We start from the raw sequence: 26,835 nt of genomic DNA, 5'->3' as shown, positions 1-26,835 counted from the left end.
CGGACACGCCGTGCTCGGCGTCCGTCGTCGCGGTCCGCAGCACTGCGGAACGGCACGCACCCCACGGCGCGCTCCGGTGGGGGCGAAACTAGAGATTGGTCATTCACTATGGGACCGTAGGCGGCACGCGGGGGCGCTGTAAAGCCCCAACTTGGACTCGGATTCACAACGTCAGCTCAGCTCATCGTGGTGCGACCGGACATCGCCGGGCCGCGGACCGCCCCGCCGAGGCGACCGCGAAGGGAGGCTTTACCCGAGGAAAGTCCTCACTTATCATGCACCACCATAGTGATTCGACTATCACTAATCCGACGCGGTTGGAGTCGAACGATGAACCTGAGTTGGTGGCTGGAGCGGACCTGCTGGGAGACGCCCGACAACGTCGCGGTGGTGGACGCGGACGGCGCCTCGACGACGTATCGGGAGCTCCGCGCCCTGTCCAACCGCATCGGCAACGTCCTGGCCGAACTCGGCGTCGGCCAGGACGACATGGTGGTCACGGCGATGCCCGACGACCACGTGCACATGGCGGTCTTCTGGGCCACCGTCGGCGTGGGCGCGGCCTTCAGCGGCCTCAACCACAAGCTGCGCCCCGAGCGGCTGCTCGGCGACACCGATCGCTGCCGCGCGAAGGTGGCCGTCGTCGCCCCCGAGCACCTGGAGCTGGGCAGACTGCTGGCCACCTGCCCCACCGTCGAGCACGTCCTGGTCGCGGGCACCGCCCCGGACGGGACGCCCTTCCGCGACCTGCTCGCACTCGCCGCCGCGGCCCCCGAGGAACTGCGCATCGCGCCCCGCTCGGCGGACGACCTGGCCGCGGTGAACTTCACCTCCGGCACCTCCGGCACGTCCAAGGGCGTGCGGTTCACCCACGGCACGCTGAGCGCCTCGGCCTGGGGTGCGATCTTCCTGGGCGGCATCGACAGCCGCACCCGCAACCTCTCGCTGGTCGGCATGTACCACAGCGGCGGCATCCACGACACGGTCCGGCTGGCCATGGCGGGCGGCACCGTGCTGTGGAGCGGCGGCTGGGACGTCGAGCGGGTCGTACGGATCATCGAGACGCACCGGCCGAACTTCGCCTACTGGATCATCCCCACCATGGCCAGGGACCTCATGCGCCACCCGCGCTGGCCCGGCCTCGACCTGCGAGGGCTGCGGACCTACGTGGCGGGCGAGCCGGTCCCCGCCGACGTACGCGACGCGCTGCTGGCCAAAGGCGCGCAGGTCGGCAACATGTACGGACTCACCGAGGCGATGCCGGTCTGCGTACTCGGCCCGTCGCTCTACTACGGCGAGGAGACGCAGGTACCGGCGGGTTCCTCCGGCCGGCCCAACCGGAGCTTCTGCGAGGTCGCGCTCAAGGACCCGTTCACCGGCGAGAGGCTGCTCGGCGACGACGTCGAGGGCGAGGTGTGCATCCGTGGCGACGTGGTGACCCCGGGATATCTCGCGGATCCGGAGCGCACGGCAGAGGCGTTCGACGACGAGGGCTACCTGCACACCCGCGACCGGGCCTACCGCGACCCCGACGGCTGGTACTTCATCCGCGGCCGCACCGACGACATCATCAACGCCGGCGGGGAGAAGCTGTCCCTGCTGGAGGTGGACGAGGCGCTCCGCAACCACCCCGATGTCCAGGACGCCGCCTGCGTCGGCGTGGCGCACGAGCGGTTCGGCGAGGTCCCCGCCGCGTTCGTGGCCATGCGGCACGGCATCACCGAGGAGCAGGCGCGGGACCGGCTGGACGAGCACTGCATCCGGGAGCTGGAGCGGTGGAAACGGCCCCGGCTGTACGTGCTGGTCGACGAGGTGCCGCGGACCGCCAAGCGGAGCAAGGACCAGGGCGCGATGCGCACCCAGGTCGACGGGCTCCTGGTCCTGGACGCCGACGGCGTCATCACCTACGGGTCGCTGCGCGCCCGGACGGGGGCGGCGTGAGCGCGCCGGTCACCATCGCCAGCCGGTTCGCCGACCTGCTGGGCATCACCCATCCGGTGGTGCAGGAGGGGCTCGGGCCGTACCGGACGGTACGGCTCGCCGCCGCGGTGTCGAACGCGGGCGGGCTGGGGACGGTCAGCATCCCGGGGGTGAGCGAGGAGCCGGCCAGGGGCGCCGCGATCCTGCGCGGCTACATCGAGGAGACCTGTGCGCTGACCGACCGGCCCTTCGCGGTCAACGTGCCGGTCGGCACCGCCGCCGACGGCGAGGTGCTCCCGTTCAGCGCCGCCTATGTGGGGGCGGTGGTCGAGGCGGTCCGCGACCCGGAGATCGCCCGGCGGCTGCGGATGATCACCACCTCGGCGGGGCCGCCCGGCGTGGTGCGCCCGCTGATCGCCGAGAGCGGGCTGCTCCACGCCCACAAGGTCGGCGGCACCAGGCAGGCGATCCGGGCACGTCGCGAAGGAGCCGATGTGATCGTCGCCTCCGGGTACGAGGCGGGTGGCCACACCCACGCGCGGCCCGTGCACACGTTCGTGCTCGGGCCGAGCGTGGCGGCCGCCGTGGACTGCCCGGTGGTGCTGGCCGGCGGCGTCCGGGACGGCGCGACGATGGCCGCCGCCCTCGCGCTGGGCGCCGACGCGGTCGCGCTGGGCACCAGGTTCGTGGCCAGCCGCGACAACACCGACTGGCATCCCGCCTACGCCCGGCGCGTGCTCGCCGCCCGCGAGGGCGAGGACATCACCTTCCCTGCCATCTACGGGCCGTCCCGGGCGCTGCCCAGCCGGGGCGTCGACGAGCTCGCCGAGATCGTGGCCGGCGGCGGTCTTGACCTGGCCGCGCTGACCGCCTGGAAGGACGAGCGGCTGATCCGTGCCCAGCGGGACGGCGACGTCGACGGCGGGATCCTGCCCGCCGGGCAGGTCAGCGGCGCGATCGACGACCTGGTCGACGTCGCCGAGTTCCTCCCCGCGATGGTCGCCGACGCCGCCGCCGTGCTGGCGGCCCTGAACGCCCGTACCCGTCCTGCCCCGCCGGCCTGATCAGGAGGCCGCGGTGGCGGTGTCCGGCTGGTCCGCGGCGGCGGTGACGGTGATGCCGAGGGCCCGGCAGGCCGCCTCGGTGAGCTGGTCGGCGAGTTCCTCGTAGGGCAGCGGGCTGCGGTAGCGCAGGATCGAGTGGATGCAGGAGATCGCGGCGTGCACCCGCACCTGAGCGTGCGCCGGGTCCAGCTCGGGCCGGACCGCGCACAGCACGTCGTGCCACAGGTCGAGGTAGTGGCGCTGCTTCCAGCGCAGCCGCCGGTGGTCCCCGTCCGGTAGGTTGCGCGACTCCCGCAGGTAGATCTGGCAGAGATCGCGCTCGTCCATGGTGAAGGCCACGTGCGCGCGGACCAGCGCGGCCAGTGTCTGCCGCGGCTCACTGACCGTGCGCAGCGTGGCCTCGGCGTCGGTGACCAGCCGGTCGACCACGCGGTCGAACAGCTCGACGAGGATGGCCGCCTTGCTGTCGAAGTGCCGGTAGATGCCTGATCCGACGATGCCCGCCGCGGTCCCGATGTCGGCCAGGTTGACCCCGAGGTAGCCGTGCTGGGCGATGAGCTCGGTGGCCGCGTCGAGAATCCGGTCCCGGCGGGCCGGGTCGCGGACACGGCCGCGTGGGTCGGTCATCTCAGGCCACCTCGCCCCGGGAACGGCCTTTGTGAACAGTCAATCTGCGCTCCACACTACGCGATTCGAACCCCGCCACGTACCCCTGGGAGGGTCACCCCTCGACGATGATGCCACATCTCCCCAGGCGAAAAGGGCGTGATTGCCGCGAAGCGGGGGGTCTGTCTTTACGCGCGAGCGACGTCATGCCTAGACTGCACGCTAGTGATTAACCAATAACTAAGCAGGGAGACTTCCGGGTGAGGTTCCATTGACACCTGATCTGTACGTCGTGGGATCGGCGTGGCGGACGGTCGGCGACGACACCGACCTTCAACTCGACGAGCTGGTCTTCGAGTGCTGCTCGGCCGCCCTGCGGGACGCCGGTGTGCGCCGTCACCAGATCGGCCTGGCGATCACCAGCTCGCTCGACCTGTACGACGCGAGGTCGATCTCCAACGCGCTCACCGCCCCGGCGGCGGCGGGCTACCTCAACGACGAGCTGCGGGTCGAGGGCGACGCCTCCGCCGCCCTGCTGGTGGCCCTCGCCGGGCTGGCCGGCGGCGCCGTGGACTTCGCGATCGTCGCGGGCATCCACGTCCCCGAGATCGGCGGCCTCGCCGAGCGCGCCGTCCGCCGGCTCGACCAGCACGTGAGCAGCTACACCTTCGACGCGCACCTCGACCGCCCCGTCGGCATGACCTCGTCGGTCACCCTGGGCCTGCACGCGGCCGAGCGGATCGACGCGGGCCAGGCGAGGTTCGAGGAGCTGGCGGCGGCGACCGCGGCGGAGATCACCCGGGGCGCGGCCCGGCGCGGCACCCGCCCCGCCGTGACCGCCGCCGAGGTGGCCGCGGCGCCGATGGCGGTCGCGCCGCTGACCGAGCTCATGCTGCCCGCCGCGTCCGCCGGGGTGGGGGCGGTGGTGCTCGCCGCGGGCGTGTCCGCGCGCCGCTGCCCCCGCCCCCGGGCCAGGATCGCGGGCTGGGGCTCGGCGACCGCGCCCGCCACCGCCAACCCCGGCTGGCTCGCCGACCCCGGCGCCGCCACCGCGGTGGCCCGCACGCGCGCCTACGCGATGGCCGGCCTCGACCATCCGGCCGAGCAGGTCGGCTCGGTCGAGCTCACCGACCTGAGCCCCGCGCTCAGCGCGGAGATCCGGTCCGCGCTCGACCTGGACGGCCTGGACGCGCCTAGGATCAACCGCTCGGGCGGGGTGCGCGCCAACTACCCCGGCATCGCCAACGGCCTGCTGCGGGTGGTGGAGACGCTCGACAACCTGGCCGACGACCACGGCGGCGTCGCGGTCGTGCACGCGGCCGACGACCTGTGCGGGCTGGTCTCCTCGACCGTCAACGTCCTGGTGCTGGAGGGAGTATGAGAGACCACGCGGTCATCGCCGGGGTCGGCTTCACCGAGGCCACCTCCCCCCGGCGGCAGGAACTGTCCAAGAACGAGCTCTGCCGGCTCGCGGTGGACCGGGCCCTCGAACACGCCGGCTGCGACCGGCGGGACATCGATGTGGTGATCATCGGCGACATCGCGGGCTTCGAGGCGTCCAGCGTGGCGGCGCGCACGATCGCCCCCGCGCTGGGCCTGCCGCCGTACACCACCGTGCTGCCGATCTGCACCGGCGGCACCACCGGCGGGCACCTGCCCAACCAGGCGGCCGCGCTGATCCGCGCCGGGTTCGCCCAGCGCGTGCTGTGCGTCGCGCCCAACACCTTCGACGGGCCGGTCGACCTGCAGGCCGTGATCAACACCAACTCGCCGATGGTGATGGAGCAGCCGCTGGGCATGGGCGCGGTGCACATGGGCGCCTTCTTCCCCGCCGCCTACCAGGAGCGGTACGGCGTCACCGACGCCGACTTCGAGCTGCTGGCCACCAAGAACAGGGAGAACGCCGACCACAACCCCTTCGCCCACGTCACCAGCGCGCTCTCGGCCGAGCACGCGGCCCGCATGGTCTCCACCCCGCTGCGGCTGGGCATGGTCTGCCCGGTCTCGTCCGGGGCGATCGCCCTGGTGGTCGGCGCCGAGAGCGTGGTAGGCGGGCAGGCCGGGCATCCGGTGGCGCGGATCACCGCCGCGCAGTCCATCAGCGACGGCTACCTCGGCGGCAAGCGGCGGGACTTCTCGACCTTCGAGGTGGTCGAGGTGATGGCCCGCCGTGCCTACCGGGAGGCCCAGGTCGTCGACCCGCGTAGCGAATTCGACGTCGTCGAGCTGTTCAACCCGTACGCGCCGATGGAGTTCATGTTGATGGAGGCGTTCGGGCTCTGCCCGTACGGGGGCGCGCCGGAGCTGCTCCGCAAGGGCGTCACCCGGTACGGCGGCGACCTCCCGGTGAACCTCTCCGGCGGCATCCAGTGCACCAACCCCGGGGTGGCCGGCCAGATCTCGCCGGTCGCGCACATCGCGACGCAGCTGATGGGCCAGGCCACCGCCCGTCAGGTCGAGGGCGCGCGCCGCGGCCTCGCGCACAGCACGGGCGGCACGTTCTTCCAGTTCCACACGGCGACCGTGCTGGAACGGGTCGACCTGTGACGCAGAGCCACCGAGAGGAAAAATCATGAGCGAGACCAGCACAGCGGCCCTGATCCACGACGTCCGCTGGGAGATCGACTACCGGGTGCGGCTCGGCCGGGCCTGGAGCCGGTTCATGCGCGGCCTGCGCGACCGGAAGCTGCTCGCCAGCACCTGCGACCACTGCGACCGCACCTATCTGCCCCCGCAGAGCTACTGCGAGGCCTGCTACGAACCGATCACCAGGTGGCAGGAGTGTGAGCCGGTGGGCACCCTGCGCACGGCGACCATCGTCTACCAGGGGTTCGACGGCGGCCCGCAGGCGCCGTACGCGGTCGGCGCGATCGAGATCGACGGCACCCACTCGCTGCTCATGCACTTCGTCGGCGGAGTGGACCTGAGCGACGTGGACGCCGCGCGCAAGGCGCTGCGCGGCGGGGTCCGGGTGCGGGCGGTCTGGGCGGACGAGCGCACCGCCGCCATCACCGACATCGCCCACTTCGCCGTGGCGCCCGCACAGCCGTGAACCCGGCGAGCGCGGCCGAACTGTCCGACCGGCTGGTCGGGTACCGGCTCCCCGGCGGGCGGGTCCGGATCGAGCCGCACGAGGCATGGCTGGGCCACGAGGCGATGCGCGCCGACCCGGACGACGGGGTCCTCGACCCCACCTGGATTCTCGTCGCCGGGTTGCGCGGCATGGGCACCACCATCGCGGAGCTGATCGGACTCGCCGACGCGCGGGTCGAGGACGGCGTGCTCTTCGGGGAGGTGGCCCTGTCCCAGATCGTCCCGCTCCGCCCGGCGACCGAGTACACGGTGGCGGGTGAGGTCACCGGTCTTGACCGCAGGACGGGCCGCCGGTCCGGGGTCTTCGACGTGCTCACCTTCCGGCTCGACCTGCACGAGCCGGCGGGCACGGTGGCCGCCTCGGCCACCAGCAGCTTCGTCCTGGTCCGGAGGGCGCCATGACGGCCGAGCCGTGGGACGGCGTGCTGCCCGAGGTGCGCACCACCGTCGAGGCGGGCCCGATGCGGGTGTTCACCCTGCTCACCGCCGACCCGAACCCGATCCACTTCGACGTGGCGGCGGTCCGCGCGGCCGGTCTGGGCGACCGGCTGGTCAACCAGGGCGGGCTGAACGTCGCGTACGTGGTGCGCGCGATCACCCGGTGGGCGGGCTCGTCGGCGGCGCTGCGCGAGGTGCGGGTCCGGTTTCTCGGCAACGTGTTCGACGGTGACGAGGTGACCGCCGGGGGCGAGGTGGCTGACGGGGAGGGGTCGCGGGTGCGGTTACGGGTGTGGCTGCGCGGTCCCGGCGGCACCGAGGTGCTGACCGGTACCGCCACCGTGGACCTGCCCGTTTGTCAGGCAAGGAAAGGTTGAGGAGCCGTGCGTACCACCTTGGGTGAGGAGTTCGACCATGCCCTGCGCCGCCACGCGGACCGGACCGCCATCGAGTACGGCGAGCGCCGGCTGAGCTTCGCCGAGCTCGACCGCTGGTCGCTCGCGGTGGCCGGGCAACTGCGCGAACTGGGCGTCGGTACGGGCGACGTGGTGGCCGTCCACACCCGCAACTGCCCCCAGTTCGTGGTGGTCGACGTCGCGATCGCCCGGCTGGGCGCGGTCAAGCTGCCGGTGAACCACATGCTGCCGCAGGCCACCGTCGCCCACATCCTGGCCAGGACCCAGGCCAAGGTGCTGGTCTTCGGCGTCGGCCTCGCCGAGATCGCGCTCGGGGCCGCAGCCGAGTCGGGAGTGGATCCGGCACCGGTACAGGTGGCCGACGGCCCGGGGCCCGCCGTCCCCGAGGTGGCACACCTGGCCGACCTCCCGGACGACGTCCCGGACCTGCCGAGGCTCAGCCTCCCCGCGCCTGCGGACCGGGCGGCGATCTACTTCACCGGGGGGACGACCGGCCTGCCCAAGGGGGTCGTGCACACCCAGTCCTCGGCCGTCGCGCTGCACTACGCGCAGCTGCTTGAGGCCGAGATCCTGCACGACGAGCGGCTGCTGCTGATGACGCCGCTGGCCCACGCCGCCGGGCTGTTCGCCCAGTCCGCGTTGCTGCGCGGGGCGACCATCGTCATCCGGGACGGCTTCGACGCCGAGCAGACGGTCGAACTGCTCCACCGCGACCGGATCACCTGGACCTTCCTGGTCCCGACGATGATCTACCGGCTGCTCGACGTGCTCGCCCGCCGCCCGGAGGTGGCGCTGCGCCTGCGCACCGTCGTGTACGGCGCCGCGCCGATCTCACCGACCCGGCTCGCGGAGGCGCTGCGCGTCCTCGGCCCGGTGTTCATCCAGCTCTACGGCCAGACCGAGGTGCCCAACTGGGGCACCCGCCTGCCCAAGAGCGACCACGACCCGGCCCGGCCGCAGTTGCTGGGCTCCTGCGGGCAGGCGTCGATCATGACCGACGTCCAGGTGGTGGACGACGAGGGCACACCGGTCCCGCCGGGGCAGACCGGCGAGATCTGCCTGCGCTCGCCGTACGCTCTCGACTGCTACCTCGGCGATCCGGAGGCGACCCGCGCCAAGTTCCTCGGTCCCTGGGTCCGTACCGGAGACATCGGCTATCTCGACGACGCCGGTTACCTCTACCTGCAGGACCGGAAGAACGACATGGTCATCTCCGGCGGCATGAACGTCTACTGCCGGGAGGTGGAGGACGTGCTGGTCCAGCACCCCGCGATCAGCCGGGTCGCGGTGATCGGCATCCCGCACCACGACTGGGGCGAGGCGGTGCACGCCGTGGTGGTCCCCGTCTCAGGGGAGTTCGCCGTGGAGGAGGTACTGGCCTGGGTGCGGGGACAGCTGGCCGGGTACGCGCGCCCGAAGTCGATCGAGGTGCGTGAGGTGTTGCCGGAGACGCCCTTCGGCAAGATCGACAAGGTGGCGTTGCGCCGGCCGTACTGGGCGGGCCGTCAGCGGAACATCGGATGAGCGGGGACCGGGGCCTTCCCCCGCTGCCCGACTCGCGGCCGCTGATCGTCCCAGACTCCGCCGGTCTGGCGCTCGCGGGGTGGCGGTGCCGGGACTGCGCCGCGCCGCTGGCCCTCGACGGCCCCTGGTGCCCACGCTGCCGCGGCCCGCTCGACACGGAGCGCTTCCCGCTGCGCGGCACCGTGTGGGCGTCCACGATCCTGCGGGTCCCGCTGCCGGGCAGGCCCGCGCCCACCGCGCTGGCCTACGTCGACCTCGACGGCGGCCCCCGGCTGCTGGGCCACCTCGCGGGCCCGCCCGCCGAACGGCTGCGCGCCGGGACGCGGGTGCGCGGCGCCGGGCTCTCCGAGCACGGCGACCCGCTCTTCGAAGCCATTCCTGAGGAGGCGCGGTGAACGTCTGGGTCTGGGGTGCGGGCAGCTCCGCGTTCGGCAAGCAGCCCGCGGAGAGTACGGCGTCGCTGGTGCGCCTGGCCGTGCTGGAGGCGCTGCGCGACGCGGAGGTGGACCAGGTCGACGCCGTCTACGTCGGCACCTGCTTCGGCGAGCCGGGCGTCGCGCAGCGCACGCTGCACCGGCTGGGCATCGCCGGCCTCCCGATCACCGTGCTGGAAAACGCCTGCGCCAGCTCCACCCACGCCTTCCACGAGGCGTGCGCGGCGCTGGAGGCAGGCCGGCACCGGCAGGTGCTCGTGGTCGGCGTCGAGCACCTGACGTCCCGGTTCACCGGGGCGCTGCCCGTGGAGCGGCGCGACCACGAGGGCCGGGCGGGCCTCGGCCTGCCCGCCCTCTACGCCATGTCCGCCGCGCACTACCAGGACCTGTTCGGGCTCACCGACGCCGAACTGGCCGCCGTGTCGGTGAAGAACCACGCGCACGGGGTGCACAACGACCGCGCCCAGCACCGCCGGGCGGTCACCGCCGAAGAGGTCCTCGCCTCCCGGATGATCGCCGACCCGCTCACCCTGCTCCAGTGCTGCGCGATCTCCGACGGCGCGGCCGCGGTGGTGGTGGGCGACCGGCGGCGCGGCGCGCGGGACGTGCCGGTGCTCGCCACCGCGTTCGGCACCGGCGCCGCCTGGGGGCACGACAGCCCGCGCGTGTGGGGCTTCGACCTCGTCGCGCAGACCGCCGCGCGGGCCTACCAGGCCGCGGGTGTCGGCATCGGCGACGTGGACGTGCTGGAGGTGCACGACGCCTTCACCATCGGCGAGATCGTCACTCTGGAGGCGCTCGGCATGGCACCCGAGGGGGCCGGCGGCCGGCTCGCTCTGGACGGCCACACCGTCCTCGGCGGGCCCCAGCCGGTGAACCCCTCCGGTGGCCTGCTCTCCCGTGGGCACCCGCTGGGCGCGACCGGGGTCGCCCAGATCTTCGAGATCGTCCGGCAGCTCCGCGGCCAGGCGGGCCCGCGCCAGGTGGCGGGCGCCCGTATCGGGCTGGTGGAGACCATGGGCGGCGGCGCCGGCGGCGTGGACGGCAACGCCTGCGTCGTCTGCCTCCTCGGCGCCTGACCTGGTCACACCGGTGGCTACGCGCCCGGCAGCGGGTCCCCTCTGAGCAGGGTGGCGGCGGGCTCGGTGTAGCCGATGCTCACCAGCCGGTCCCTTTCGAAGGTGAAACTGGTCAGGCTGGCCAGTGCGCACTGCCGCCGCCGGGGATCGTGCATCAGGCGGCGGCTCTCCGCGGCCAGCCGGATGATCCAGATCGGCAGCTGGTGGCTGACCAGCACCGCCTCGTGGCCCCGCGCGGCCTCCCGCACGTCGTCGATCACCGACTTCATCCGGGCGACCACATCCCGGTACGCCTCACCCCACGACGGCCGGCTCGGATCCCGGAAGTGCCAGTAGTTGCGGGGGTCGCGGAACACGCCCCCCGAGAATCGCTTGCCCTCGAAGACGTTGGTCGCCTCGATCAGGCGATCGTCGAGCACGACCTGCAGATCGAGCGCCTCGGCGGTCGGGGCCGCCGTCTCCTGCGCCCGTTCCATCGGGGAGCTCCAGACGGCGACGATGTCCCGCCCGGCGATGGACTTGGCCACCATGTCCGCCATGGCCCGCCCGGTGTCCGACAGGTGGTAGCCCGGCAACCTTCCGTACAGCACCCCAGTGGGGTTGTACACCTCACCGTGGCGCAGCAGATGAACAACGGTGGTATCAGTCATGGTCAAGCCAGCCTACTGTGTCAGGCCCTTTCCCCAGAGATCCGGCACTCCTGGTTCAGGACGCCGGTTCGCTCTCCAGCGGAAGGCAGGCGGTGCGCAGGGCCTCCACGGCGGCGCGGATGGCCGGGCGGCGGGCGGCGTCGGTGCGCCAGAGGGCGTAGACGCGGCGGATGGGCCGGGGCGCGATCGGGACCAGCCGGACGCCCTCGGGAACGATCCCGCGCCCCAGGCGGGGGATCAGGGCGTAGCCGTGGCCTGCGGCGACCATGGCCAGCTGGCTCGGGTACTCGTCGGCCGTGCAGACGATGGACGGCTCCTTCTCCGAGGACCTGATCAGGAACATCAGGAAGTCGTGGCAGACCGTACTGGGTGAGGAGACGATCCACTGGTCGCCGGGCAGGTCGGCCAGCGCCACCTCGCGCCGGTCGGCCAGTTCGTGGTCGGCGGGCACGGCCACGTCGGCCACGTCCGCCACCAGCGAGGCCCGGGAGAGGCCCTCCGGGATGGCGATCGGCCGGTTGACCCAGTCCTGCACCACGGCCAGGTCGATCTCTCCCCGGGTTACGTCGCGTACCTGCCGGTCCGGCTCCCGTTCCTGTACGAGCAGGTTCAGCTCCGGGTGGCGCTCCTTGAGCAGGGAGATCGTCGCGGGCAGGATCCCGCGCATGGCGGTCGGGAAGGCCGCCATGGTGAGCTTGCCCACCACCGCGCCGCGCAGCGCCTCGAAGTCGGCCTCGGCCGTCTCCACCAGGGCGAGGATGCGTTCGGCGTGGTCGGCGAGCAGCCCGGCCGCGTCGGTCAGCTTGACCCCGCGCCCGTTCCGTTCCACCAGCACCGCGCCGGTCTCCCGCTCCAGCTTGGCCAGCTGCTGCGAGATGGCCGAGGGCGTCACCATCAGCGCCTCGGCCGCCGCACCCACCGAGCCGTAGGTCGCGACCGCGTGCAGCGCCTTCAACCGGTGCAAGTCCAACATGTAGCCAGTCTAAACCATCCACCTAAGAAAATCTCGATTGTGCTTCACAGTTAAGGCACGAGAAAATGAAGCCATGAGAATCCTGAACAACCTCTTCACGAAGAACCCTGCCCAGACCCGGCCCTCCTACTTGGAGACCCTCGCCCGCAACGCCCGCCAGTCCCGCGCCAAGAAGCCCGGCTCAAAGACGTGAGCTAGCTGCTTTCGCGGCGAGCGGGAGGGCCTCGACCACCCGGTTCAGGGCCTCGTCGTCATGGGCGGCCGAGAGGAACCATGCCTCGTAGGCCGATGGGGGCAGGTAGACGCCCTGGTCCAGCATCGCGTGGAAGAACGCCGTATAGGCAGCCGTGTTCTGGGTTTTCGCGGTGGCGAAATCCAGGACCGGCTGATCGGTGAAGAAGATCGAGAACAGGTTGCCGGCTCGCTGGAGCCGGTGCGGGACGCCGGCGGCCGTCAACGCGACCGACGCGGCCTCACCCACCTGGGCGGCCGCCGCGTCCACGCGGGCGTAGACCTCCGCGTCGCAGGCCCGCAGCGTGGCCAGACCGGCGGCGCTGGCCAGCGGGTTCCCGGAGAGCGTGCCCGCCTGGTAGACGGGGCCCTCGGGAGCCAGGTACGCCATCACGTCCGCCCGGCCGCCGAACGCCGCCGCCGGAAGGCCGCCGCCCATCACCTTGCCGAAGGTCATCAGGTCGGCGGGCACCGGGTCCAGCCCGTACCAGCCGGCGGCCGAGACCCGGAACCCGGTCAGCACCTCGTCGATGATCAGCAGCGCCCCGTGCTCGGTGCAGAGCTCGCGCAGCCGCCGGTTGAAGCCCTCGGCCGGCGGCACCACGCCCATGTTGGCCGGGCACGCCTCGGTGATCACGCAGGCGATCTCGGACGAGGCGAACGCCTGCTCCACCGCCGCCAGGTCGTTGTAGGGCAGCACGATCGTGTCGGCCGCCGACGCGCCGGTGACGCCCGGGGTGTCCGGCAGCCCGAAGGTCACCACCCCCGACCCGGCCGAGGCCAGCAGCGCGTCCACGTGGCCGTGGTAGCACCCGGCGAACTTGATCACCGTGGCCCGGCCGGTGAACCCCCGAGCCAGCCGTACCGCGCTCATCGTTGCCTCGGTGCCGGAGCTGACCAGGCGGACCTTCTCCACCGGGGCGACCCGGGAGACCAGCTCCTCGGCGAGCAGCACCTCGCCCTCGGTGGCCGTGCCGTAGGAGAACCCGTGCGCCGCCGCCGCCTCGACCGCCGCCACCACGGCCGGATGCCGGTGGCCCAGGATCATCGGGCCCCACGAGCAGACCAGGTCCACGTAGCGGTTGCCGTCCACGTCGGTCAGGTAGGCCCCTTGACCCGAGGCCATGAACCTCGGCGTGCCCCCCACCGCCCCGAACGCGCGGACCGGCGAGTTCACCCCGCCCGGCACGATCGACCTGGCGCGGGCGAACAGTTCCTGGGATTTCTCGGTACGGCTCACGGTCAAGAGACTAGTCCGCGATCAGGTCGAGCACGCGCAGGGGATCCGGCAACGGGCGCCCGTCCGGCGGCCGCAGCCAGCTGACCACCGACCCGTTCACCAGCGTGGACGGCGGCGCCAGCACGTAGCTCTCCCGGCAGTGCCAGCGCAGCCCCGGCGAGGAGTCGATGGTCTCGGGACCGCAGTCCAGCTGGCAGGACCACCACTCGTCCTCGTCGTCCGGCGCCCCGCGGGTGGCCACATAAAAAAGGACCCGGTCGCCGTTCGCGGCGACCGGGCCGGTGGGGAAACCCGTGGCGTCCATGGCGGCCAGGGCCGTCATGCCCGCCTCGGCGGGTACGTCGAAGACGTCGAAGACCCGTCCGGTGGGCAGGATGATGTTGGCCTCGGGGTCCTGCTCCCACCACCGGGTCAGCAGGGCCGGGTCGGTGGTGGCCTGGAGCTGCCAGGCCGGCGAGAGCGGGTGGGCGGCCGGGTCAGGACAGCCGACCCGGTCACAGGAGCAGGCCCGGTGGCCCTCCGTGGCCGGGTGCGCGCCCGGGCAGGCGGCCCAGCCGAGCTCGGCGTACCCGAGCACCGAGGTGATCCGTCGCGGTGCCCGGTGCGTGCGGCGTTTGCGTGCCAGCGGTACCCCCACCATCGGGCCCCTCCCCGCGATTCATGGAATGGCGCAGCCACCCCGGGGGTGACTGGTGTTGCACCAGATAATGCCCGGTGCGGGTGCGCGACCGCAGGGCGACCCCCCGATAAGACCCCGACTACCTCAGATATGGCTCGGTTAGGCCAGGCGGCGGGCGACCTCGGTGGCCCAGTAGGTCAGGATCAGGTCGGCCCCGGCGCGCTTGATGGCCACCAGCGACTCCATGATCACCCGCTCCCGGTCGATCCAGCCGTTGGCGGCGGCGGCCTCGACCATCGCGTACTCCCCGCTCACCTGGTAGGCGGCCACCGGCACCTCCACCACGTCCCGCACCTGGCGGAGGATGTCCAGGTAGGCCAGGGCCGGCTTGATCATCACCGCGTCGGCGCCCTCGGCCAGGTCCAGCCGCACCTCGCGGAGCGACTCGCCGACCGGACCCGCCGGATCCTGCTGGTAGGCGTTGCGGTCCCCGAACTGGGGCGCGCACTCGGCGGCCTCCCGGAACGGCCCGTAGAAGCCGGAGGCGAACTTGGCCGAGTAGGCCAGGATGGGGATCTCCGGGAAGCCCCCGCCGTCCAGCGCGGCCCGGATGGCGGCGACCTGGCCGTCCATCATCCCGCTCGGCGCGATCACCTGGGCGCCCGCCCTGGCCTGGGCCAGCGCGGCCGACGCGTACCGCTCCAGGGTGGCGTCGTTGTCCACCTCGCCGGCGGGGGTGAGCAGCCCGCAGTGGCCGTGGTCGGTGTACTCGTCCAGGCAGGTGTCGGTAATCAGCACCAGCGCGTCCCCGACCTCGGCGGCCAGGTCGGCCAGGGCCAGCTGCACGATGCCCTCGGGGTCGTCGGCGGCCGAGCCCCGGCCGTCCTTGTGCAGCGGCACCCCGAACAGGATCAGCCCGCCGACTCCCGCCTCGGCCGCCTCGTGGGCGGCCTTGCGGAGCGAGTCGCGGGTGTGCTGGAGCACGCCGGGCATCGAGCCGACCGGATGCGGCTCGGTGATGCCCTCCTTGACGAACAGCGGCAGGATCAGCTCGGCCGGATGCAGCCGGGTCCCGGCCACCATCCGGCGCAGCGGGGCGGTCCGGCGCAGCCGCCTGGGCCGCGCGACCGGGAACTCAGCGCTCACAGGGATTCCCCCAAACAGATCTACTTTGCTCGGCGTCGGGCTCCGCGCCGGTTCTGCGAAGGCCGCCGCGGGATCTCGCCCGCGGCCACGGCCGCCTGGCGCTGCTTGGCACCGTACTCCGCCAGCGCCGCCGCCAAGGCCGAAGCCGAGGCTTTGTCGGCCATCACATCCACCCGGAGGCCGAACTCCTCGGCGGTTTTGGCGGTTTGCGGGCCGATGACCGCGATGACCGTGACGTTGTGCGGCTTGCCGGCGATCCCGACCAGGTTGCGCACGGTCGAGGACGAGGTGAAGAGCACGGCGTCGAAGCCGCCGCTCTTGATCGCCTCCCGGATCGGCGCGGGCGGCGGCGCGGCCCGGACCGTACGGTAGGCGGTCACGTCGTCGCACTCCCAGCCGAGCTCGGTCAGCCCGGCCACCAGCGTCTCGGTGGCGATGTCGGCCCTGGGCAGCAGCACCCGGTTGATCGGGTCCAGCATCGAGTCGTACGGCGGCCACTCGGCCACCAGGCCCTCCGAGGACTGCTCGCCGGTGGGCATCAGGTCCGGCTTGACCCCGAACTCCACCAGGGACTGGGCGGTGGCCTCGCCCACGGCGGCCACCTTCAGGCCGGCGAAGGCCCGGGCGTCCAGACCGTACTCGTCGAACTTCTCGCGGACCGCCTTGACCGCGTTGGCGCTGGTGAAGGCGACCCACTCGTAACGGCCGGTGACCAGGCCCTTGATGGCGCGGTCCATCTGCTGCGGGGTCCTGGGCGGCTCCACCGAGATGGTGGGCACCTCCTCGGGCACCGCGCCGTAGGAGCGCAGCTGCTCGGAGAGCCCGGCCGCCTGCTCCTTGGTGCGCGGCACCAGCACCCGCCAGCCGAACAGCGGCCGGATCTCGAACCAGGAGAGCTTCTCCCGCTGGGCCACCGCGTCGCCCACCACGATCAGCGCGGGCTCGGTCATGCCGGCGTGCTTCAGGTCGGGGCCCAGGCGGCCCAGCGTGGAGACCACGGTGTACTGCTCGGTGGTGGTGCCGTCGCTGGTCACCGCGACCGGCGTGCTGTCGGGCTTGCCGGCCGCGATGAGCGCCTTGCCGATCGGCACCGCCTCGGCCACGCCGTTGTAGATGACCAGGGTGCCCTGGCAGGCGGCGTGCGGCGCCCAGTCGGAGACCTGCGCGGCGTCCACGATGCGGAACTCCGGCACCCCGGCCGCCGCCGGGATCCCGGCGTAGGTCAGCACGGCGGTGGCGGGCGGCACGCCGGGCACGATCTCGAAGTCGACGTCGGCCTTGGCGCAGGCCGCGACCTCCTCGGCGACCGAGGAGAAGAAGGAGGGGTCGCCGGGAACGATCCGCACGACCGTGTGCCCGGCCTGCGCGTCGCGCACCGCTGTCGCGATGACCGGTTCCGGGCCTTCGGCCAGTTCGGCCAGATCGGCGACCGTCACCCCGGCCCGGCAGTGGCGCAGCAGCGCGCCGTGCGCCTCCCGGTCCAGAATCACCAGGTCGGCCTTGCCGAGCAGGTCGGCGCCGCGGAGCGTGAGCAGGTTCTCGTCGCCGGGGCCGGCTCCGACAAATGCCACGAATCCCGTGACGGATCCAGTATCAGAGCTACTCAAAGGGCCCCCATCAACGTGCCGGCCCCGTCGGCGAGCATGGCGGCCGCGAGCTGACTGCCTAGTGCCATGGCCGCCGTACGGGGTCCGGAGGCGGACTTGCGGACCGCGCGCGTGCCGTCCAGGGCGGACACGACGGCGGTCAGATTCACAGTGTGCCCGTCGCTCACCGCGAAGGCTCCCACCGGGGCCGAACAACCGGCCTCCAGGGTGGCCAGCACCGCCCGTTCGGCGGTCACGGCGGCGCGGGTACGGTCATCGTCGAGCACGGCCAGCAGCTCGGTCAGGTCGGCACGCTCGGCCAGGCACTCCACCGCGAGCGCGCCCTGCCCGGGGGCGGGGAGCATCTCGTCGGCGTCGAAAATCTGGGCGATCTCCCCGTCCCTGCCCAGCCGGGTCAGCCCGGCGGCGGCCAGCACCACGCCGTCCAGCTCGCCGGCGGTGACCTTGCCGATCCTGGTGTCGGCGTTGCCGCGGATCGGCACGTACTCCAGGTCGGGCCGGAGGGCGCGCAGCTGGGCGATGCGGCGCAGCGAGCCGGTGCCCACCCGGGCACCGGGGGCCAGGTCGACCAGCTTGGCGGGGCCCACCAGGGCGTCGCGCGGGTCGTCGCGCGGCGGGATGGCGGCGATCACGATGTCCGGCGCGGCGGCGGTGGGCAGGTCCTTGAGTGAGTGCACGGCGAAGTCGACCTCGCCGTCCAGCAGCGCGGTGCGCAGTTCGCTGACGAACACGCCGGTGCCGCCGAGCTGGCTCAGCCGCTCCTTGCTGACGTCCCCCAGCGTGGTGACCCCGACCAGCTCCACCTCGCGACCGGTGAGCGCGGTCAGCCGGTCGGCCACCTGGCGCGACTGCGTGGTCGCCATCAGGCTCCTGCGCGTGCCCAGCCTCAGCTTCACTGCTCGATCTCCGTCCGGTTCATCCGCGAAAGCGCGTCTGGCACCTTCGGGTCAAGATTGAAGAGTTCGCGCAGCGCCTCCGCATAATGATCCCCCGCCGGGGACGCCGCCAGCTGTTTGACACGCACAGTCGGCTCGTGGAGCAGCTTGTCCACCACGCGGCGCACGGTCTGCGCGACCTCCTCACGCTGCCGCGGGTCCAGGTCGGGCAGGCGGGCCGTGAGGCGGCCCAGCTCGGCCTCCACCACCGCGGCGGCCCGGCTCCGCAGGGCGACCACGGTGGGCGTGACCCGGGCCGCGCGCGCCCCGTCCAGGTAGGCGGTGACCTCCTCGGCCACGATCCGCCGGACGGCCTCGATCTCCTCGCCCCGGCCGCCGTCGCCGCCCACCCCGGCCTGCTGCATGGACTCCAGGTCCACCAGGGTGACGCCGGGGAAGGTCCGTACGCCCGGGTCCACGTCGTGCGGGAGCGCCAGGTCCAGCAGGAACAGCGGCCGGGTCCGGGTGCGCATGGCGGTCAGCACCATGTCCGTGGTGATCGAGCGCACTCCGGCGCCGATGCAGGAGATCACCAGGTCGGCCTCGGCCAGCTCGGCGTCCAGCTCGGCCAGCTCGGCGGCCCGGCCGCCCACGGTCTCGGCCAGCCGTACCGCGCGCTCGTAGGTGCGGTTGGCGATCACGATGTCGGTCACCCCGGCCCTGGCCAGGGTGGCGGCCGACAGCGCGCTCATCGAGCCGGCGCCCACCACCAGGGCGCGGCGTCCGGCGATCTCGCCGAGCACCCGCCCGGCCAGCTGGAGGCCCACCCCGACCAGGGAGGCCCCGGCCCGGTCGATGCCGGTCTCGCTGTGCGCCCGCTTCCCGGCCCGCAGCGCGTGCTGGGTCAGCTCGTTCAGCGCCGGGCCGACGGCGCCCTCGCCCTGGGCCAGCCGGAGCGCGGCGCGGAGCTGGCCGAGGATCTGGCCCTCGCCGACCACCATCGAGTCCAGGCCGCAGGCGACCGAGAACAGGTGCTCGACGGCGCGCTCCTCGTAGTGCACGTAGAGGTGCCTGGTCAGCCGCTCCTCGGGGATGCCGGAGTGGGTGGCCAGCAGGCCGGTCAGCGCGGCGACCCCGCCGTGGAACTTGTCCACGGCGGCGTAGAGCTCGACCCGGTTGCAGGTGGAGACGATCATCGCCTCTGCCACGTGCGCGTCCTGGCGCACGTCGTGCAGCAGCTTGACCAGCGCCTCACCCGAGACGGTGACACGCTCCAGCAGAGCCACCGGCGCGGTCCGGTGGCTGAGCCCGACCACGAGCATGCTCATCCGGCCTCCCCGGCCCAGTCCTCGGCCATCAACGGCCCCCCATTTATCTTTCGCTGCTCGTGGAACGCCAGGATCTGCAGCTCGATGGACAGATCCACCTTGCGGACGTCGACTCCGTCAGGCACGGTCAGCACCACGGGGGCGAAGTTCAAGATACTCGTGACACCGGCGCCGATGACCCGGTCGCAGACCTGCTGCGCCGCCGCGGCCGGGGTGGCGATCACCACGATCGACACCCCACGCTTGCGGATGACGGCCTCCAGGCCGTCGGAGTGCTCCACCGTCAGGCCGGCGATGTGGTCGCCCACCACGGCGGGATCGGCGTCCAGCAGCCCGGCCACCCGGAAACCCCGGGAGACGAAGCCGCCGTAGTTGGCCAGCGCCCGGCCGAGGTTGCCGACCCCGACGATGGCCACCGCCCAGTCCTGGGTCAGGCCCAGCTCCCGGGAGATCTGGTAGATCAGGTACTGCACGTCGTAGCCGACCCCCCGGGTGCCGTACGACCCCAGGTGGGACAGGTCCTTACGGAGCTTGGCCGAGTTCACGCCCGCCGCCAGCGCCAAGTCCTCCGAGCTCACGGTCGCCGTGCCGCGCTCGGCGAGGCCGTTCAGGGCACGCAGGTAGAGCGGCAGCCTGGCGACGGTGGCGTCGGGGATGCCACGCTCGCGAGCTTGCGGGATACGGCGGATCACTTGCCGGTGCTCCAGGGGGCCGGCGGCCGGAGATCCCCGGCCGCACGAGGACGGATGCGACGGTTACAGAACAACCTTCAGGTTAGTGCCTTTGTGAAGCGCTGCACAAAGTCGAGGCATATTCGTCCGTGCTCACTCACTGTGCCACTGGGGGACGCCGGTCCCACATCCGCCCCCATACTCTGGGTGCCATGGCGCATCAGATCACCCTGTACGGCAAGCCCGGCTGCCACCTCTGCGACGACGCCCGCGCAATCATCGCCCGGGTTGCCACAGAACTCGGGGTGCCCTGGGAGGAAAGGGACATCACCGCCGACCCCGCCGACCTGGAGAAGTACGGCGACATGATTCCCGTCACACTTGTGGACGGCGTGCAGCACGACTACTGGCGGGTGGACGAGGCCCGGCTGCGGGCCGCGCTGGCGAACTAGAGCCGGAACGCCGACGGCAGGGGCACCACCTTCGCCGCGTTCACGCTCAGTTCGATCACGTTGGTGGCCAGCACCAGGGTCTGGCGTTCGGTGGCGAAGCGTTCCATGTGCGGCTGCCGCTGGTGCTCGGAGAAGGCCACCTCGTCCCGGTAGAGCTCGTAGACGATGCGCTGGAGCGGCGCCGACTTCACGCCGTGGCAGACGAAGACGAGGGTGTCCGGCTCGTTCAGCTGGACCGCCTCCACGGTCTCCTCGGCCAGCTTGTCGAAGGCGTCCCCGGCGCCGTCCATCAGGGTGAAGACGGTCAGCAGGCCGTAGATGTTGGGGGACGGCTTGGCGGAGGCGGCCTTGGGGGCGCCGGTCGGGCCGCCCATGGGGGCCGCGCCGGGGTAGAGCACGCCGGTGGCCGGCATGTTGTACTCGGGGGCCGGGGCGGGGGCCGGCATGCCGTACTCGGGGGTGCCGCCGCCGAAGCGGTCGGCGGGCATCATGGTGCCGGTCATCGGGCCGCCGAAGACGTCCGGGCCGGGGGGCGCGCCCGGGGGCGGGCCGCCGAAGCCGTCGGTGCCGGGCTGCATCCGGGCCGCGTAGTCCACCTCGCCCTGCTCGCCCGCCCGGTACTCGGCCACCAGGTCGCCCAGGCCGGACCGGCGCGGTGACATCTGCCGGGGCATCTGCCCTGGCATCTGGGGCGGCAGCTCCGGCTCGGCGCGGCGGCCGTAGTCCTGCCAGTCCTGCTGCGGCAGCGGCGCCTGGTACGGCTGCTGCTGGGCCGGGGCAGAAGCAGGAGCGGGCGCCGGTTCCTCCTCGTCCTCGTACGGGGCGAGCGGCCGGGCCACCGCGTACCAGATCCCCGCGGCCAGACCGCCCATCAGGACGGCCACGAACAGGCCGGGCACCCCCAGCACCAGCGAGCCGACCGCGGCCATCCCGGTGGGCGCCAGCACCACGGTCGCGTTCATGTTGTCCGCGTCGTAGTCGTCCCCGCCCCGCCAGCGGGCCAGCGCCACCATCAGGGAGATCAGCAGGATCAGCCCGACCAGGCCGTGCACGCCGCGCAGCAGCCACTCCGGCCACAGGTCCCAGTGCTTGTTGCCGATCGGGAGTTCCTTGGTGAACCCGCCGTCGACCGGGTCGAGCACCAGGATGACGCCGCCGACCAGGGTGAGCCCGCCGCCCAGCAGCCAGCCGGCGAACCGGGCCGAGCGCTTCTCACCGAGCAGCTGGATCAGCCCGACGGACAGCCAGACCGGGGCCAGCAGGGCGCCGCCGATCTGGTAAACCCGGAACGTGAGCGGCCCGAAGCCGAGCAGGTGGCCGACGGCGACCGCCCCCAGCGAGAGGCAGAGCGCGGCGGTGGTGATGCTCCAGGCGGTCAGCCACCCGGACGCCTCGTCGCGCAGGCGCCCGATCAGGGCGCCAGTGGTGATGGCGGCCAACAGGGCACCCGCGAAGGCGATGACTGCGACTAGGACTTCCATGGTGCCCCCATGCTGCCGGACATTACCGTCGGACGGGTAGCCGATGCCCCCTGATGCCCAGGTGCGACGTCTGCCTGATATTCCTGGGCCGGGTGGATTGTGTTATCTGCCGTTGATTTCTAGAGTGTGCAAGCACGCCGACTTCCCCTTCCCCCTGGGATACCCGGATGCAGAACACGTGGCCCCTGGCCGGGATCGCTCCACTGGCCGATGTGCCCGAACCGAACACCGCAAGCACCGTCTCCCCCGAACACGATGAGATGCGCACGCTGGTGTTACGGGCGAAGACCGGAGACACCGAGGCCTTCGGCATGCTCTACGACAGGTACGTGGACCTGGTGTACCGCTACGTCTTCTTCCGGGTCGGGTCGCACCCGCTCGCCGAGGATCTGACCAGCGACACCTTCCTGCGCGCGCTGCGCGGGATCACCGACTACACCTGGCAGGGCAAGGACTTCGGCGCCTGGCTGGTGACCATCGCCCGCAACCTGGTGACCGACCATTTCAAATCAGGCCGAAACCGCCTGGAGGTCTCCACCGCCGAGGTGCTGGACACCCCGCTGGACGGCCCGCACATCCCGGAGAACGCGGTCGTCACCAACATGGTGAACGAGCATGTGATGCGTGCCGTGCAACAACTCGGCCCTGAACAGCAGGAATGCGTGATTCTTCGCTTCCTGTACGGAATGTCGCTTGCGGAGACCGCCGTCGCCATGGGCAAGAAGAGCGGCGCGATCAAGGCCCTCCAGTTCCGCGCGATCAAGGCGCTGGCCCGGGCGCTGCCCAAGGATCTCGGTTAAGACACGTGCCGTAACCTCTGCCGCCCGCGCGTCGTTGGGCACTGCGCAGGGCGTGGATCACAGAAAACGCGGGAGCGTCCCATGGGGTGGTGGCGACGGCGACGCGCCGGTCGCTTCTCCGGCGACGTCCTCGCGCGCCTCGGCGGCCTGGGCCACCGGCTGGGCAGCGGCCCCCGGGCCGAGTTCCGGGCCCGCCTCCGTGACGAGCTGCTCCGCACCCACGAGGCCGAACGGGTCAGGGCCACCCCGCCGCCGCACGACCGTCCCGAGATCAAGCCCGTGCCGTTATGGATCCGCCTCCGCCCCTGGGCCGCCCTGGGCGCGATGATCGTGACCACCGTGGTCACCGCGATAATCACCTACTCCACCGTGCCCGGTGACCTGCTCTACCCGCTCAAGCGGGCCGCCGAGTCCACCCTGCTCACCCTCTCCACCGACGACGCCGACCGGCTGGACCGCCAGATGACGGCGGCCAGGGCCCGGGCCAGCGAGGCTGCCGCGTTACTCCAGGCCGCCACCCCGGACCGCAAGGAACTGCTCCAGCAGACCCTCCAGGACATGGACAAGACCACCCGCGCCGCCCTCAACCGGGTCAAACCCCGCGCCAAGGCCGACCCGAAGGTCCGGATCTTCGCCCGCGAACAGCGGAACAAGATCGAGCCCATGCTCCCGAAGATGGACGAGGAGAACCGCGAGCGCGCCAACAAGTACCTGACCTACATCGAGGGATACACAGCAGGCAGCTACTGACAAGAAACCCGTCCCATAGCCAGCCGCATGACCACCAACCAGAGGACTCGCCGCTGCGGCTGTCCAGATCACGCGTTTCTCGTTAGTACTGAACCGTCATACGCCGCTAACAGCGCGTACCCGAAATCGCCCAGGTCGGCGGTTAAGCTGATGGGCTATGAGGCGGCTACTGAGACGGCAGGATCCGGCAGAGATCGCGGGTGAGGTGGCGGCCGCGGGGGCCGCGCCGCCCCCGAGCGCGGACCCCGACCTCACCGCGGCGGCGTTCTTCGACGTGGACAACACGATGATCCGCGGCGCGTCCATCTACCACTTCGCCAGGGGCCTAGCCTCGCGTGGCCTGTTCACCACCGGCGACCTGGTCAAGTTCGCCTTCGGCCAGGCCATGTTCCGGGTGCGCGGCAACGAGAACCCCGAGCACGTGGCCAAGGCCAAGGAGATGGCGCTGGCGTTCGTGGCGGGCCTGAAGGTGGAGGAGGTGGTCACCCTCGGCGAGGAGATCTACGACGAGGTGATGGCCGACCGCATCTGGTCCGGCGCGCGGGCGCTGGCCCAGGCCCACCTGGACGCCGGCCAGCGGGTCTGGCTGGTCACCGCCACCCCGGTGGAGCTGGCCCAGGTGATCGCCCGGCGGCTGGGCCTGACCGGCGCGCTCGGCACCGTCGCGGAGACCGCCGACGGCGCCTACACCGGGCGCCTGGTGGGCGACCTGCTGCACGGCCCGGCCAAGGCCGAGGCGATCCGCGCCCTGGCCCGGGTGGAGGGTCTCGACCTGTCCCGCTGCTCGGCCTACAGCGACTCGGCCAACGACCTGCCCATGCTGTCCATCGTCGGGCATCCGTACGCCATCAACCCCGACAGCGAGCTGCGGGAGCACGCCAGGGAGCAGGGCTGGCAGGTGCGGGACTTCCGCACCGGGCGGAAGGCGACCATGATCGGCCTGCCGGTCGCGGCGGCGGCCGGAGCGGTGGCGGGCGGCATCGCCGCCGGAATCGCCCTCCGCAGGCACTACCGCTCCCACTGAGTCACCAGGCGAGCCGCGGCAGGGCGGGAAGGGGAAAGGCGGGCCCGCGCCGGGCCCGCAACGCGCGCAGCTGCCGCTGCAACGTCTCCCGGACATGGTCCGTCAGTTCGAAGGCCGCCCGCGGATCGCCGGGATCGTACCCGTCGGTCCGGATCGGCTCCCCGAACCCGATCAGCCACTTGGACGGCAGCGGCACCAGCCCCAGCACCCCCAGCCACGGGAAGAACGGCGTCACCGGCAGGTACGGCAGCCCCAGCACGCGCGCGGCCACCCCGAGGTCCCCGAGCTTCGGATAGATCTCCTCGGCCCCCACGATGGCGCACGGCACGATCGGCACCCCCGCCCGCAGGGCGGTGGCCACCACCCCGTCCCGCCCGAACCGCTGCAGCCGGTACCGGTGCCAGAACGCCTTCCCGATGCCACGGAAGCCCTCCGGGAAGACCCCGACCAGCTCGCCCCTGCCGAGCAGCCGTCCGGCGTCCGGCGGGCAGGCCAGCGTGTGGCCGGACTTGCGGGCCAGGTGGCTGAGCACCGGCAGCCGGTAGACCAGGTCGGCGCCGAGCAGCCGGACCGTCCGCCCGGCCTCGTCGTGCAACGCGACCTGCAGCATCAGCGCGTCCAGCGGGAGGGCGCCGGAGTGGTTGGCCACCACCAGGGCGCCACCGCCCCTGGGCACGTTGCCCAGGCCTGCCGTCTCCACCCGGAACCAGCACCGGTAGAGCGGCCGGAGCACCTCGAGCAGGGCCTCGGTCAGCTCGGCGTCGAAGCCGAACTCGTCCACCTCGTACTGGCCGCCCAACCGGCGGAACGCGAAGCCGAGCGGGTCCTTCATCGGTGCCGCGCCAGGAAGTCGGCGAAGGCGTCGGCGGTGCTGAACGTGGGGGTCCAGCCGAGTTCGGCCCACAGCCGGGACGGATCCACCGCGCGGCCGTAGGTGAGCAGCGCCTGGTGCTCGGGTGAGAAGTCCAGCAGCCCGCTGGCCCGGGCCAGCTCGCCGAGCACCCGGAAGGTCGGGGACGGCAGCGGTACGGCGACCCGCCCGGCCCGCCGCAGGCACTGGGAGAGCATCAGCACGCCCTCCCCCGCCACGTTGAAGGTGCCGGGATGGTCCTCCCCGGCGGCACGGCGGAGCACCTCCACGCCGTCGTCCTCGTGCACGAACTGGAGCCGGGGGTCGAAGCCGAGCACGGTGGGCAGCACCGGCTGGGCGAAGAACCGGGTGAGCGGGGAGTCCACCCCCGGGCCCATGAAGTTGGCGAACCGCAGCGTACAGACCGCCACGTCGGGACGGCGCCGCGCGAAGCCGCGGACGTGGCCCTCCACCTCCACCGCATCCTTGGCGTAGCCGGTGGCGGGGGGTTCCGCCGCTTCGGTCTCCTCGGTGAAGACCGCGGGGTCGGCGGGCGAGGAACCGTACACGGCGGTGGTCGAGCGGACCACCACCCTGCTCACCGTGGCGGAGCGCTGGCAGGCCGCCAGCAGCTGCATGGTGCCGATGACGTTGTGCTCCTTCAGCGCCGACCGGCTGCGGGCGGGCCCGCTGAGCAGGGTCATGTGCACGACCGTGTCGATGTCGGCCGTGCCGATGACCTTCGCGAGGTCGGAGCTGCGGAGATCGATCCCGCGGAACTCGAGTTGGGCGCCGCCACTACGCGCGAACGCGGTCGGCGGCACCGTGTCGACTCCGATGACCCGGTCGATGCCCGGGTCGGCCGCGAGGGCGGTCGCCAGCCTGGCGCCGACGTATCGAGCGACGCCGGTGACGAGCACGGTGTTGCCCATCGTCGCCTCGCAGAGGTGATGCGACGCTCGCTCGCCCAGCACCGGGGCGAGCGTTCCCGCGGCTACTTCTTGTTACGCCGCTGGATCCGCGTCTTCTTGAGCAGCTTGCGGTGCTTCTTCTTGGCCATGCGCTTGCGGCGCTTCTTGATTACAGAGCCCACGGGACCCCCAGGTGACGGTAGACGGATGCCGGACCACTGTGCCGGGGCCGCTTCCGGCCCCTGCACACCGGCACAACAGACTACCGGCGATCGACGGTCGATCGCTCCCCTGGGGGGTTCCCGCGTAGCCTTCACCGAGCCGCGCGCCTGGCTGGCGCCGACCGGATCCCGCTTCCTAGTGCCTGATCACTGGTCGTGTCGCGGGCCTTCACCCAGCTTCGATGAAGGCATCCCGCAGATAGTCGTGGACCGCCTGTTCGGGCACCCTGAAGGAGCGGCCTACCCTGATGGCCGGCAACTCACCCGAGTGCACGAGCCGGTACACCGTCATCTTGGACACCCGCATGACCGTGGCCACCTCGGCCACCGTCAGGAACTTCACCTCGCTGAGAGGTCTTTCGCCTGCACCCATCGGACGCCTCTTCCGCACGTGTTTACGGGTTATCCCCACTGGTGCCATTGCTCACGCAC

General features: G+C 72.1%; 29 protein-coding genes. 14 read left to right on the top strand and 15 right to left on the bottom strand.

From position 1 onward, the window contains the following. The first annotated feature begins 330 nt into the window (after positions 1 to 330). The gene (locus KIP79_RS04560) at positions 331 to 1,941 is read left to right on the top strand and encodes a class I adenylate-forming enzyme family protein (protein ID WP_214103370.1); all 1,611 of its coding nucleotides are present in this window, start codon (positions 331 to 333) and stop codon (positions 1,939 to 1,941) included. Continuing rightward, the gene (locus tag KIP79_RS04555; protein WP_214103369.1) at positions 1,938 to 2,984 is read left to right on the top strand and encodes an NAD(P)H-dependent flavin oxidoreductase; all 1,047 of its coding nucleotides are present in this window, start codon (positions 1,938 to 1,940) and stop codon (positions 2,982 to 2,984) included. Before KIP79_RS04560 ends, KIP79_RS04555 begins: the two co-directional genes overlap by 4 nt. Here KIP79_RS04555 and KIP79_RS04550 read toward each other — a convergent pair whose 3' ends face one another. Further along, positions 2,985 to 3,611 (bottom strand): TetR/AcrR family transcriptional regulator, encoded by a 627-nt coding sequence (locus KIP79_RS04550; RefSeq protein WP_214103368.1) that lies wholly within the window; start codon positions 3,609 to 3,611, stop codon positions 2,985 to 2,987. A gap of 250 nt (positions 3,612 to 3,861) precedes the next feature. On the opposite strand from KIP79_RS04550, the gene KIP79_RS04545 reads away from it, so the two are divergent. The 8 genes from KIP79_RS04545 to KIP79_RS04510 are packed head-to-tail and all read left to right on the top strand — an operon-like array spanning position 3,862 to position 10,574. Next, entirely contained in the window at positions 3,862 to 4,971 is a 1,110-nt protein-coding gene (locus KIP79_RS04545) for a hypothetical protein (protein WP_214103367.1), read from the top strand. Continuing rightward, the gene (locus KIP79_RS04540) at positions 4,968 to 6,137 is read left to right on the top strand and encodes a thiolase family protein (protein ID WP_214103366.1); all 1,170 of its coding nucleotides are present in this window, start codon (positions 4,968 to 4,970) and stop codon (positions 6,135 to 6,137) included. The genes KIP79_RS04545 and KIP79_RS04540 overlap by 4 nt, the downstream gene beginning before the upstream one ends. A gap of 25 nt (positions 6,138 to 6,162) precedes the next feature. Next, the gene (locus KIP79_RS04535) at positions 6,163 to 6,642 is read left to right on the top strand and encodes a Zn-ribbon domain-containing OB-fold protein (protein WP_214103365.1); all 480 of its coding nucleotides are present in this window, start codon (positions 6,163 to 6,165) and stop codon (positions 6,640 to 6,642) included. After that, positions 6,639 to 7,085, top strand: coding sequence for a hypothetical protein (locus tag KIP79_RS04530; protein ID WP_214103364.1), 447 nt, complete (start codon positions 6,639 to 6,641; stop codon positions 7,083 to 7,085). Before KIP79_RS04535 ends, KIP79_RS04530 begins: the two co-directional genes overlap by 4 nt. Then, on the top strand, positions 7,082 to 7,498 hold the full coding sequence (locus KIP79_RS04525) for a MaoC family dehydratase (protein ID WP_214103363.1): 417 nt from the start codon (positions 7,082 to 7,084) through the stop codon (positions 7,496 to 7,498). Before KIP79_RS04530 ends, KIP79_RS04525 begins: the two co-directional genes overlap by 4 nt. Before the next feature lie 6 nt (positions 7,499 to 7,504). Next, positions 7,505 to 9,061: a class I adenylate-forming enzyme family protein gene (locus KIP79_RS04520; RefSeq protein ID WP_214103362.1), complete on the top strand. Its 1,557-nt coding sequence runs from the start codon at positions 7,505 to 7,507 to the stop codon at positions 9,059 to 9,061. Continuing rightward, positions 9,058 to 9,456, top strand: coding sequence for a Zn-ribbon domain-containing OB-fold protein (locus tag KIP79_RS04515; RefSeq protein WP_214103361.1), 399 nt, complete (start codon positions 9,058 to 9,060; stop codon positions 9,454 to 9,456). The genes KIP79_RS04520 and KIP79_RS04515 overlap by 4 nt, the downstream gene beginning before the upstream one ends. Next, on the top strand, positions 9,453 to 10,574 hold the full coding sequence (locus KIP79_RS04510) for a thiolase family protein (protein WP_214103360.1): 1,122 nt from the start codon (positions 9,453 to 9,455) through the stop codon (positions 10,572 to 10,574). The genes KIP79_RS04515 and KIP79_RS04510 overlap by 4 nt, the downstream gene beginning before the upstream one ends. Before the next feature lie 17 nt (positions 10,575 to 10,591). Here KIP79_RS04510 and KIP79_RS04505 read toward each other — a convergent pair whose 3' ends face one another. From KIP79_RS04505 to KIP79_RS04465, 9 genes are all read right to left on the bottom strand, one after another. After that, a complete protein-coding gene (locus KIP79_RS04505) occupies positions 10,592 to 11,224 on the bottom strand; it encodes a histidine phosphatase family protein (RefSeq protein ID WP_214103359.1) in 633 nt (210 codons plus the stop codon). A gap of 55 nt (positions 11,225 to 11,279) precedes the next feature. Continuing rightward, positions 11,280 to 12,197, bottom strand: coding sequence for a LysR family transcriptional regulator (locus KIP79_RS04500; RefSeq protein ID WP_214103358.1), 918 nt, complete (start codon positions 12,195 to 12,197; stop codon positions 11,280 to 11,282). 181 nt (positions 12,198 to 12,378) lie between these two features. After that, on the bottom strand, positions 12,379 to 13,668 hold the full coding sequence (hemL, locus tag KIP79_RS04495; protein ID WP_214103357.1) for a glutamate-1-semialdehyde 2,1-aminomutase: 1,290 nt from the start codon (positions 13,666 to 13,668) through the stop codon (positions 12,379 to 12,381). Positions 13,669 to 13,678: 10 nt separating this feature from the next. Beyond that, positions 13,679 to 14,308: a bifunctional DNA primase/polymerase gene (locus KIP79_RS04490; protein WP_214103356.1), complete on the bottom strand. Its 630-nt coding sequence runs from the start codon at positions 14,306 to 14,308 to the stop codon at positions 13,679 to 13,681. 138 nt (positions 14,309 to 14,446) lie between these two features. Then, positions 14,447 to 15,433, bottom strand: a complete 987-nt coding sequence (gene hemB, locus KIP79_RS04485; protein ID WP_214103355.1) for a porphobilinogen synthase — start codon at positions 15,431 to 15,433, stop codon at positions 14,447 to 14,449. A 20-nt stretch (positions 15,434 to 15,453) separates the two neighbouring features. Beyond that, on the bottom strand, positions 15,454 to 17,004 hold the full coding sequence (locus KIP79_RS04480) for a bifunctional uroporphyrinogen-III C-methyltransferase/uroporphyrinogen-III synthase (protein ID WP_308169559.1): 1,551 nt from the start codon (positions 17,002 to 17,004) through the stop codon (positions 15,454 to 15,456). Positions 17,005 to 17,036: 32 nt separating this feature from the next. Next, entirely contained in the window at positions 17,037 to 17,936 is a 900-nt protein-coding gene (hemC, locus tag KIP79_RS04475; RefSeq protein WP_308169558.1) for a hydroxymethylbilane synthase, read from the bottom strand. After that, positions 17,933 to 19,243 carry a glutamyl-tRNA reductase gene (locus KIP79_RS04470; RefSeq protein WP_214103352.1) on the bottom strand — a complete coding sequence of 437 codons (1,311 nt, stop codon included), beginning with the start codon at positions 19,241 to 19,243 and terminating at the stop codon, positions 17,933 to 17,935. Before KIP79_RS04470 ends, hemC begins: the two co-directional genes overlap by 4 nt. Continuing rightward, positions 19,240 to 19,935 (bottom strand): redox-sensing transcriptional repressor Rex, encoded by a 696-nt coding sequence (locus tag KIP79_RS04465; RefSeq protein ID WP_214103351.1) that lies wholly within the window; start codon positions 19,933 to 19,935, stop codon positions 19,240 to 19,242. Before KIP79_RS04465 ends, KIP79_RS04470 begins: the two co-directional genes overlap by 4 nt. 191 nt (positions 19,936 to 20,126) lie before the next feature. Between KIP79_RS04465 and KIP79_RS04460 the strand changes: the two genes are divergently transcribed. Continuing rightward, a complete protein-coding gene (locus KIP79_RS04460; protein ID WP_214103350.1) occupies positions 20,127 to 20,366 on the top strand; it encodes a glutaredoxin family protein in 240 nt (79 codons plus the stop codon). Here KIP79_RS04460 and KIP79_RS04455 read toward each other — a convergent pair. Further along, a complete protein-coding gene (locus KIP79_RS04455) occupies positions 20,363 to 21,847 on the bottom strand; it encodes a putative quinol monooxygenase (protein WP_214103349.1) in 1,485 nt (494 codons plus the stop codon). The two genes, KIP79_RS04460 and KIP79_RS04455, sit on opposite strands and share 4 nt — an antisense overlap. Before the next feature lie 167 nt (positions 21,848 to 22,014). Between KIP79_RS04455 and KIP79_RS04450 the strand changes: the two genes are divergently transcribed. The 3 genes from KIP79_RS04450 (at position 22,015) to KIP79_RS04440 (ending at position 24,421) form a co-directional block, all read left to right on the top strand. Beyond that, positions 22,015 to 22,647, top strand: a complete 633-nt coding sequence (locus KIP79_RS04450) for a sigma-70 family RNA polymerase sigma factor (protein WP_214103348.1) — start codon at positions 22,015 to 22,017, stop codon at positions 22,645 to 22,647. An 81-nt stretch (positions 22,648 to 22,728) separates the two neighbouring features. Then, positions 22,729 to 23,397, top strand: a complete 669-nt coding sequence (locus KIP79_RS04445) for a DUF5667 domain-containing protein (protein WP_214103347.1) — start codon at positions 22,729 to 22,731, stop codon at positions 23,395 to 23,397. A 157-nt stretch (positions 23,398 to 23,554) separates the two neighbouring features. Then, the gene (locus KIP79_RS04440) at positions 23,555 to 24,421 is read left to right on the top strand and encodes an HAD family hydrolase (protein ID WP_214103346.1); all 867 of its coding nucleotides are present in this window, start codon (positions 23,555 to 23,557) and stop codon (positions 24,419 to 24,421) included. Between the two features lies 1 nt (position 24,422). Here KIP79_RS04440 and KIP79_RS04435 read toward each other — a convergent pair whose 3' ends face one another. From KIP79_RS04435 to KIP79_RS04420, 4 genes are all read right to left on the bottom strand, one after another. Next, the gene (locus KIP79_RS04435) at positions 24,423 to 25,253 is read right to left on the bottom strand and encodes a lysophospholipid acyltransferase family protein (protein WP_214103345.1); all 831 of its coding nucleotides are present in this window, start codon (positions 25,251 to 25,253) and stop codon (positions 24,423 to 24,425) included. Then, positions 25,250 to 26,245, bottom strand: coding sequence for an NAD-dependent epimerase/dehydratase family protein (locus tag KIP79_RS04430; RefSeq protein ID WP_308169557.1), 996 nt, complete (start codon positions 26,243 to 26,245; stop codon positions 25,250 to 25,252). Before KIP79_RS04430 ends, KIP79_RS04435 begins: the two co-directional genes overlap by 4 nt. 20 nt (positions 26,246 to 26,265) lie before the next feature. Beyond that, the gene (locus KIP79_RS04425; protein ID WP_018654693.1) at positions 26,266 to 26,364 is read right to left on the bottom strand and encodes a 30S ribosomal protein bS22; all 99 of its coding nucleotides are present in this window, start codon (positions 26,362 to 26,364) and stop codon (positions 26,266 to 26,268) included. Between the two features lie 208 nt (positions 26,365 to 26,572). Further along, the gene (locus KIP79_RS04420) at positions 26,573 to 26,776 is read right to left on the bottom strand and encodes a helix-turn-helix domain-containing protein (RefSeq protein WP_030456159.1); all 204 of its coding nucleotides are present in this window, start codon (positions 26,774 to 26,776) and stop codon (positions 26,573 to 26,575) included. Positions 26,777 to 26,835: the final 59 nt, after the last annotated feature.

It is taken from the genome of Acrocarpospora catenulata, from assembly GCF_018476525.1.
In the GTDB taxonomy this organism is placed as follows: Bacteria; Actinomycetota; Actinomycetes; order Streptosporangiales; family Streptosporangiaceae; genus Acrocarpospora; species Acrocarpospora catenulata.
The sequence above is the reverse complement of the archived record's forward strand: the minus strand, read 5'-3'. Positions and strand labels throughout refer to the sequence as shown.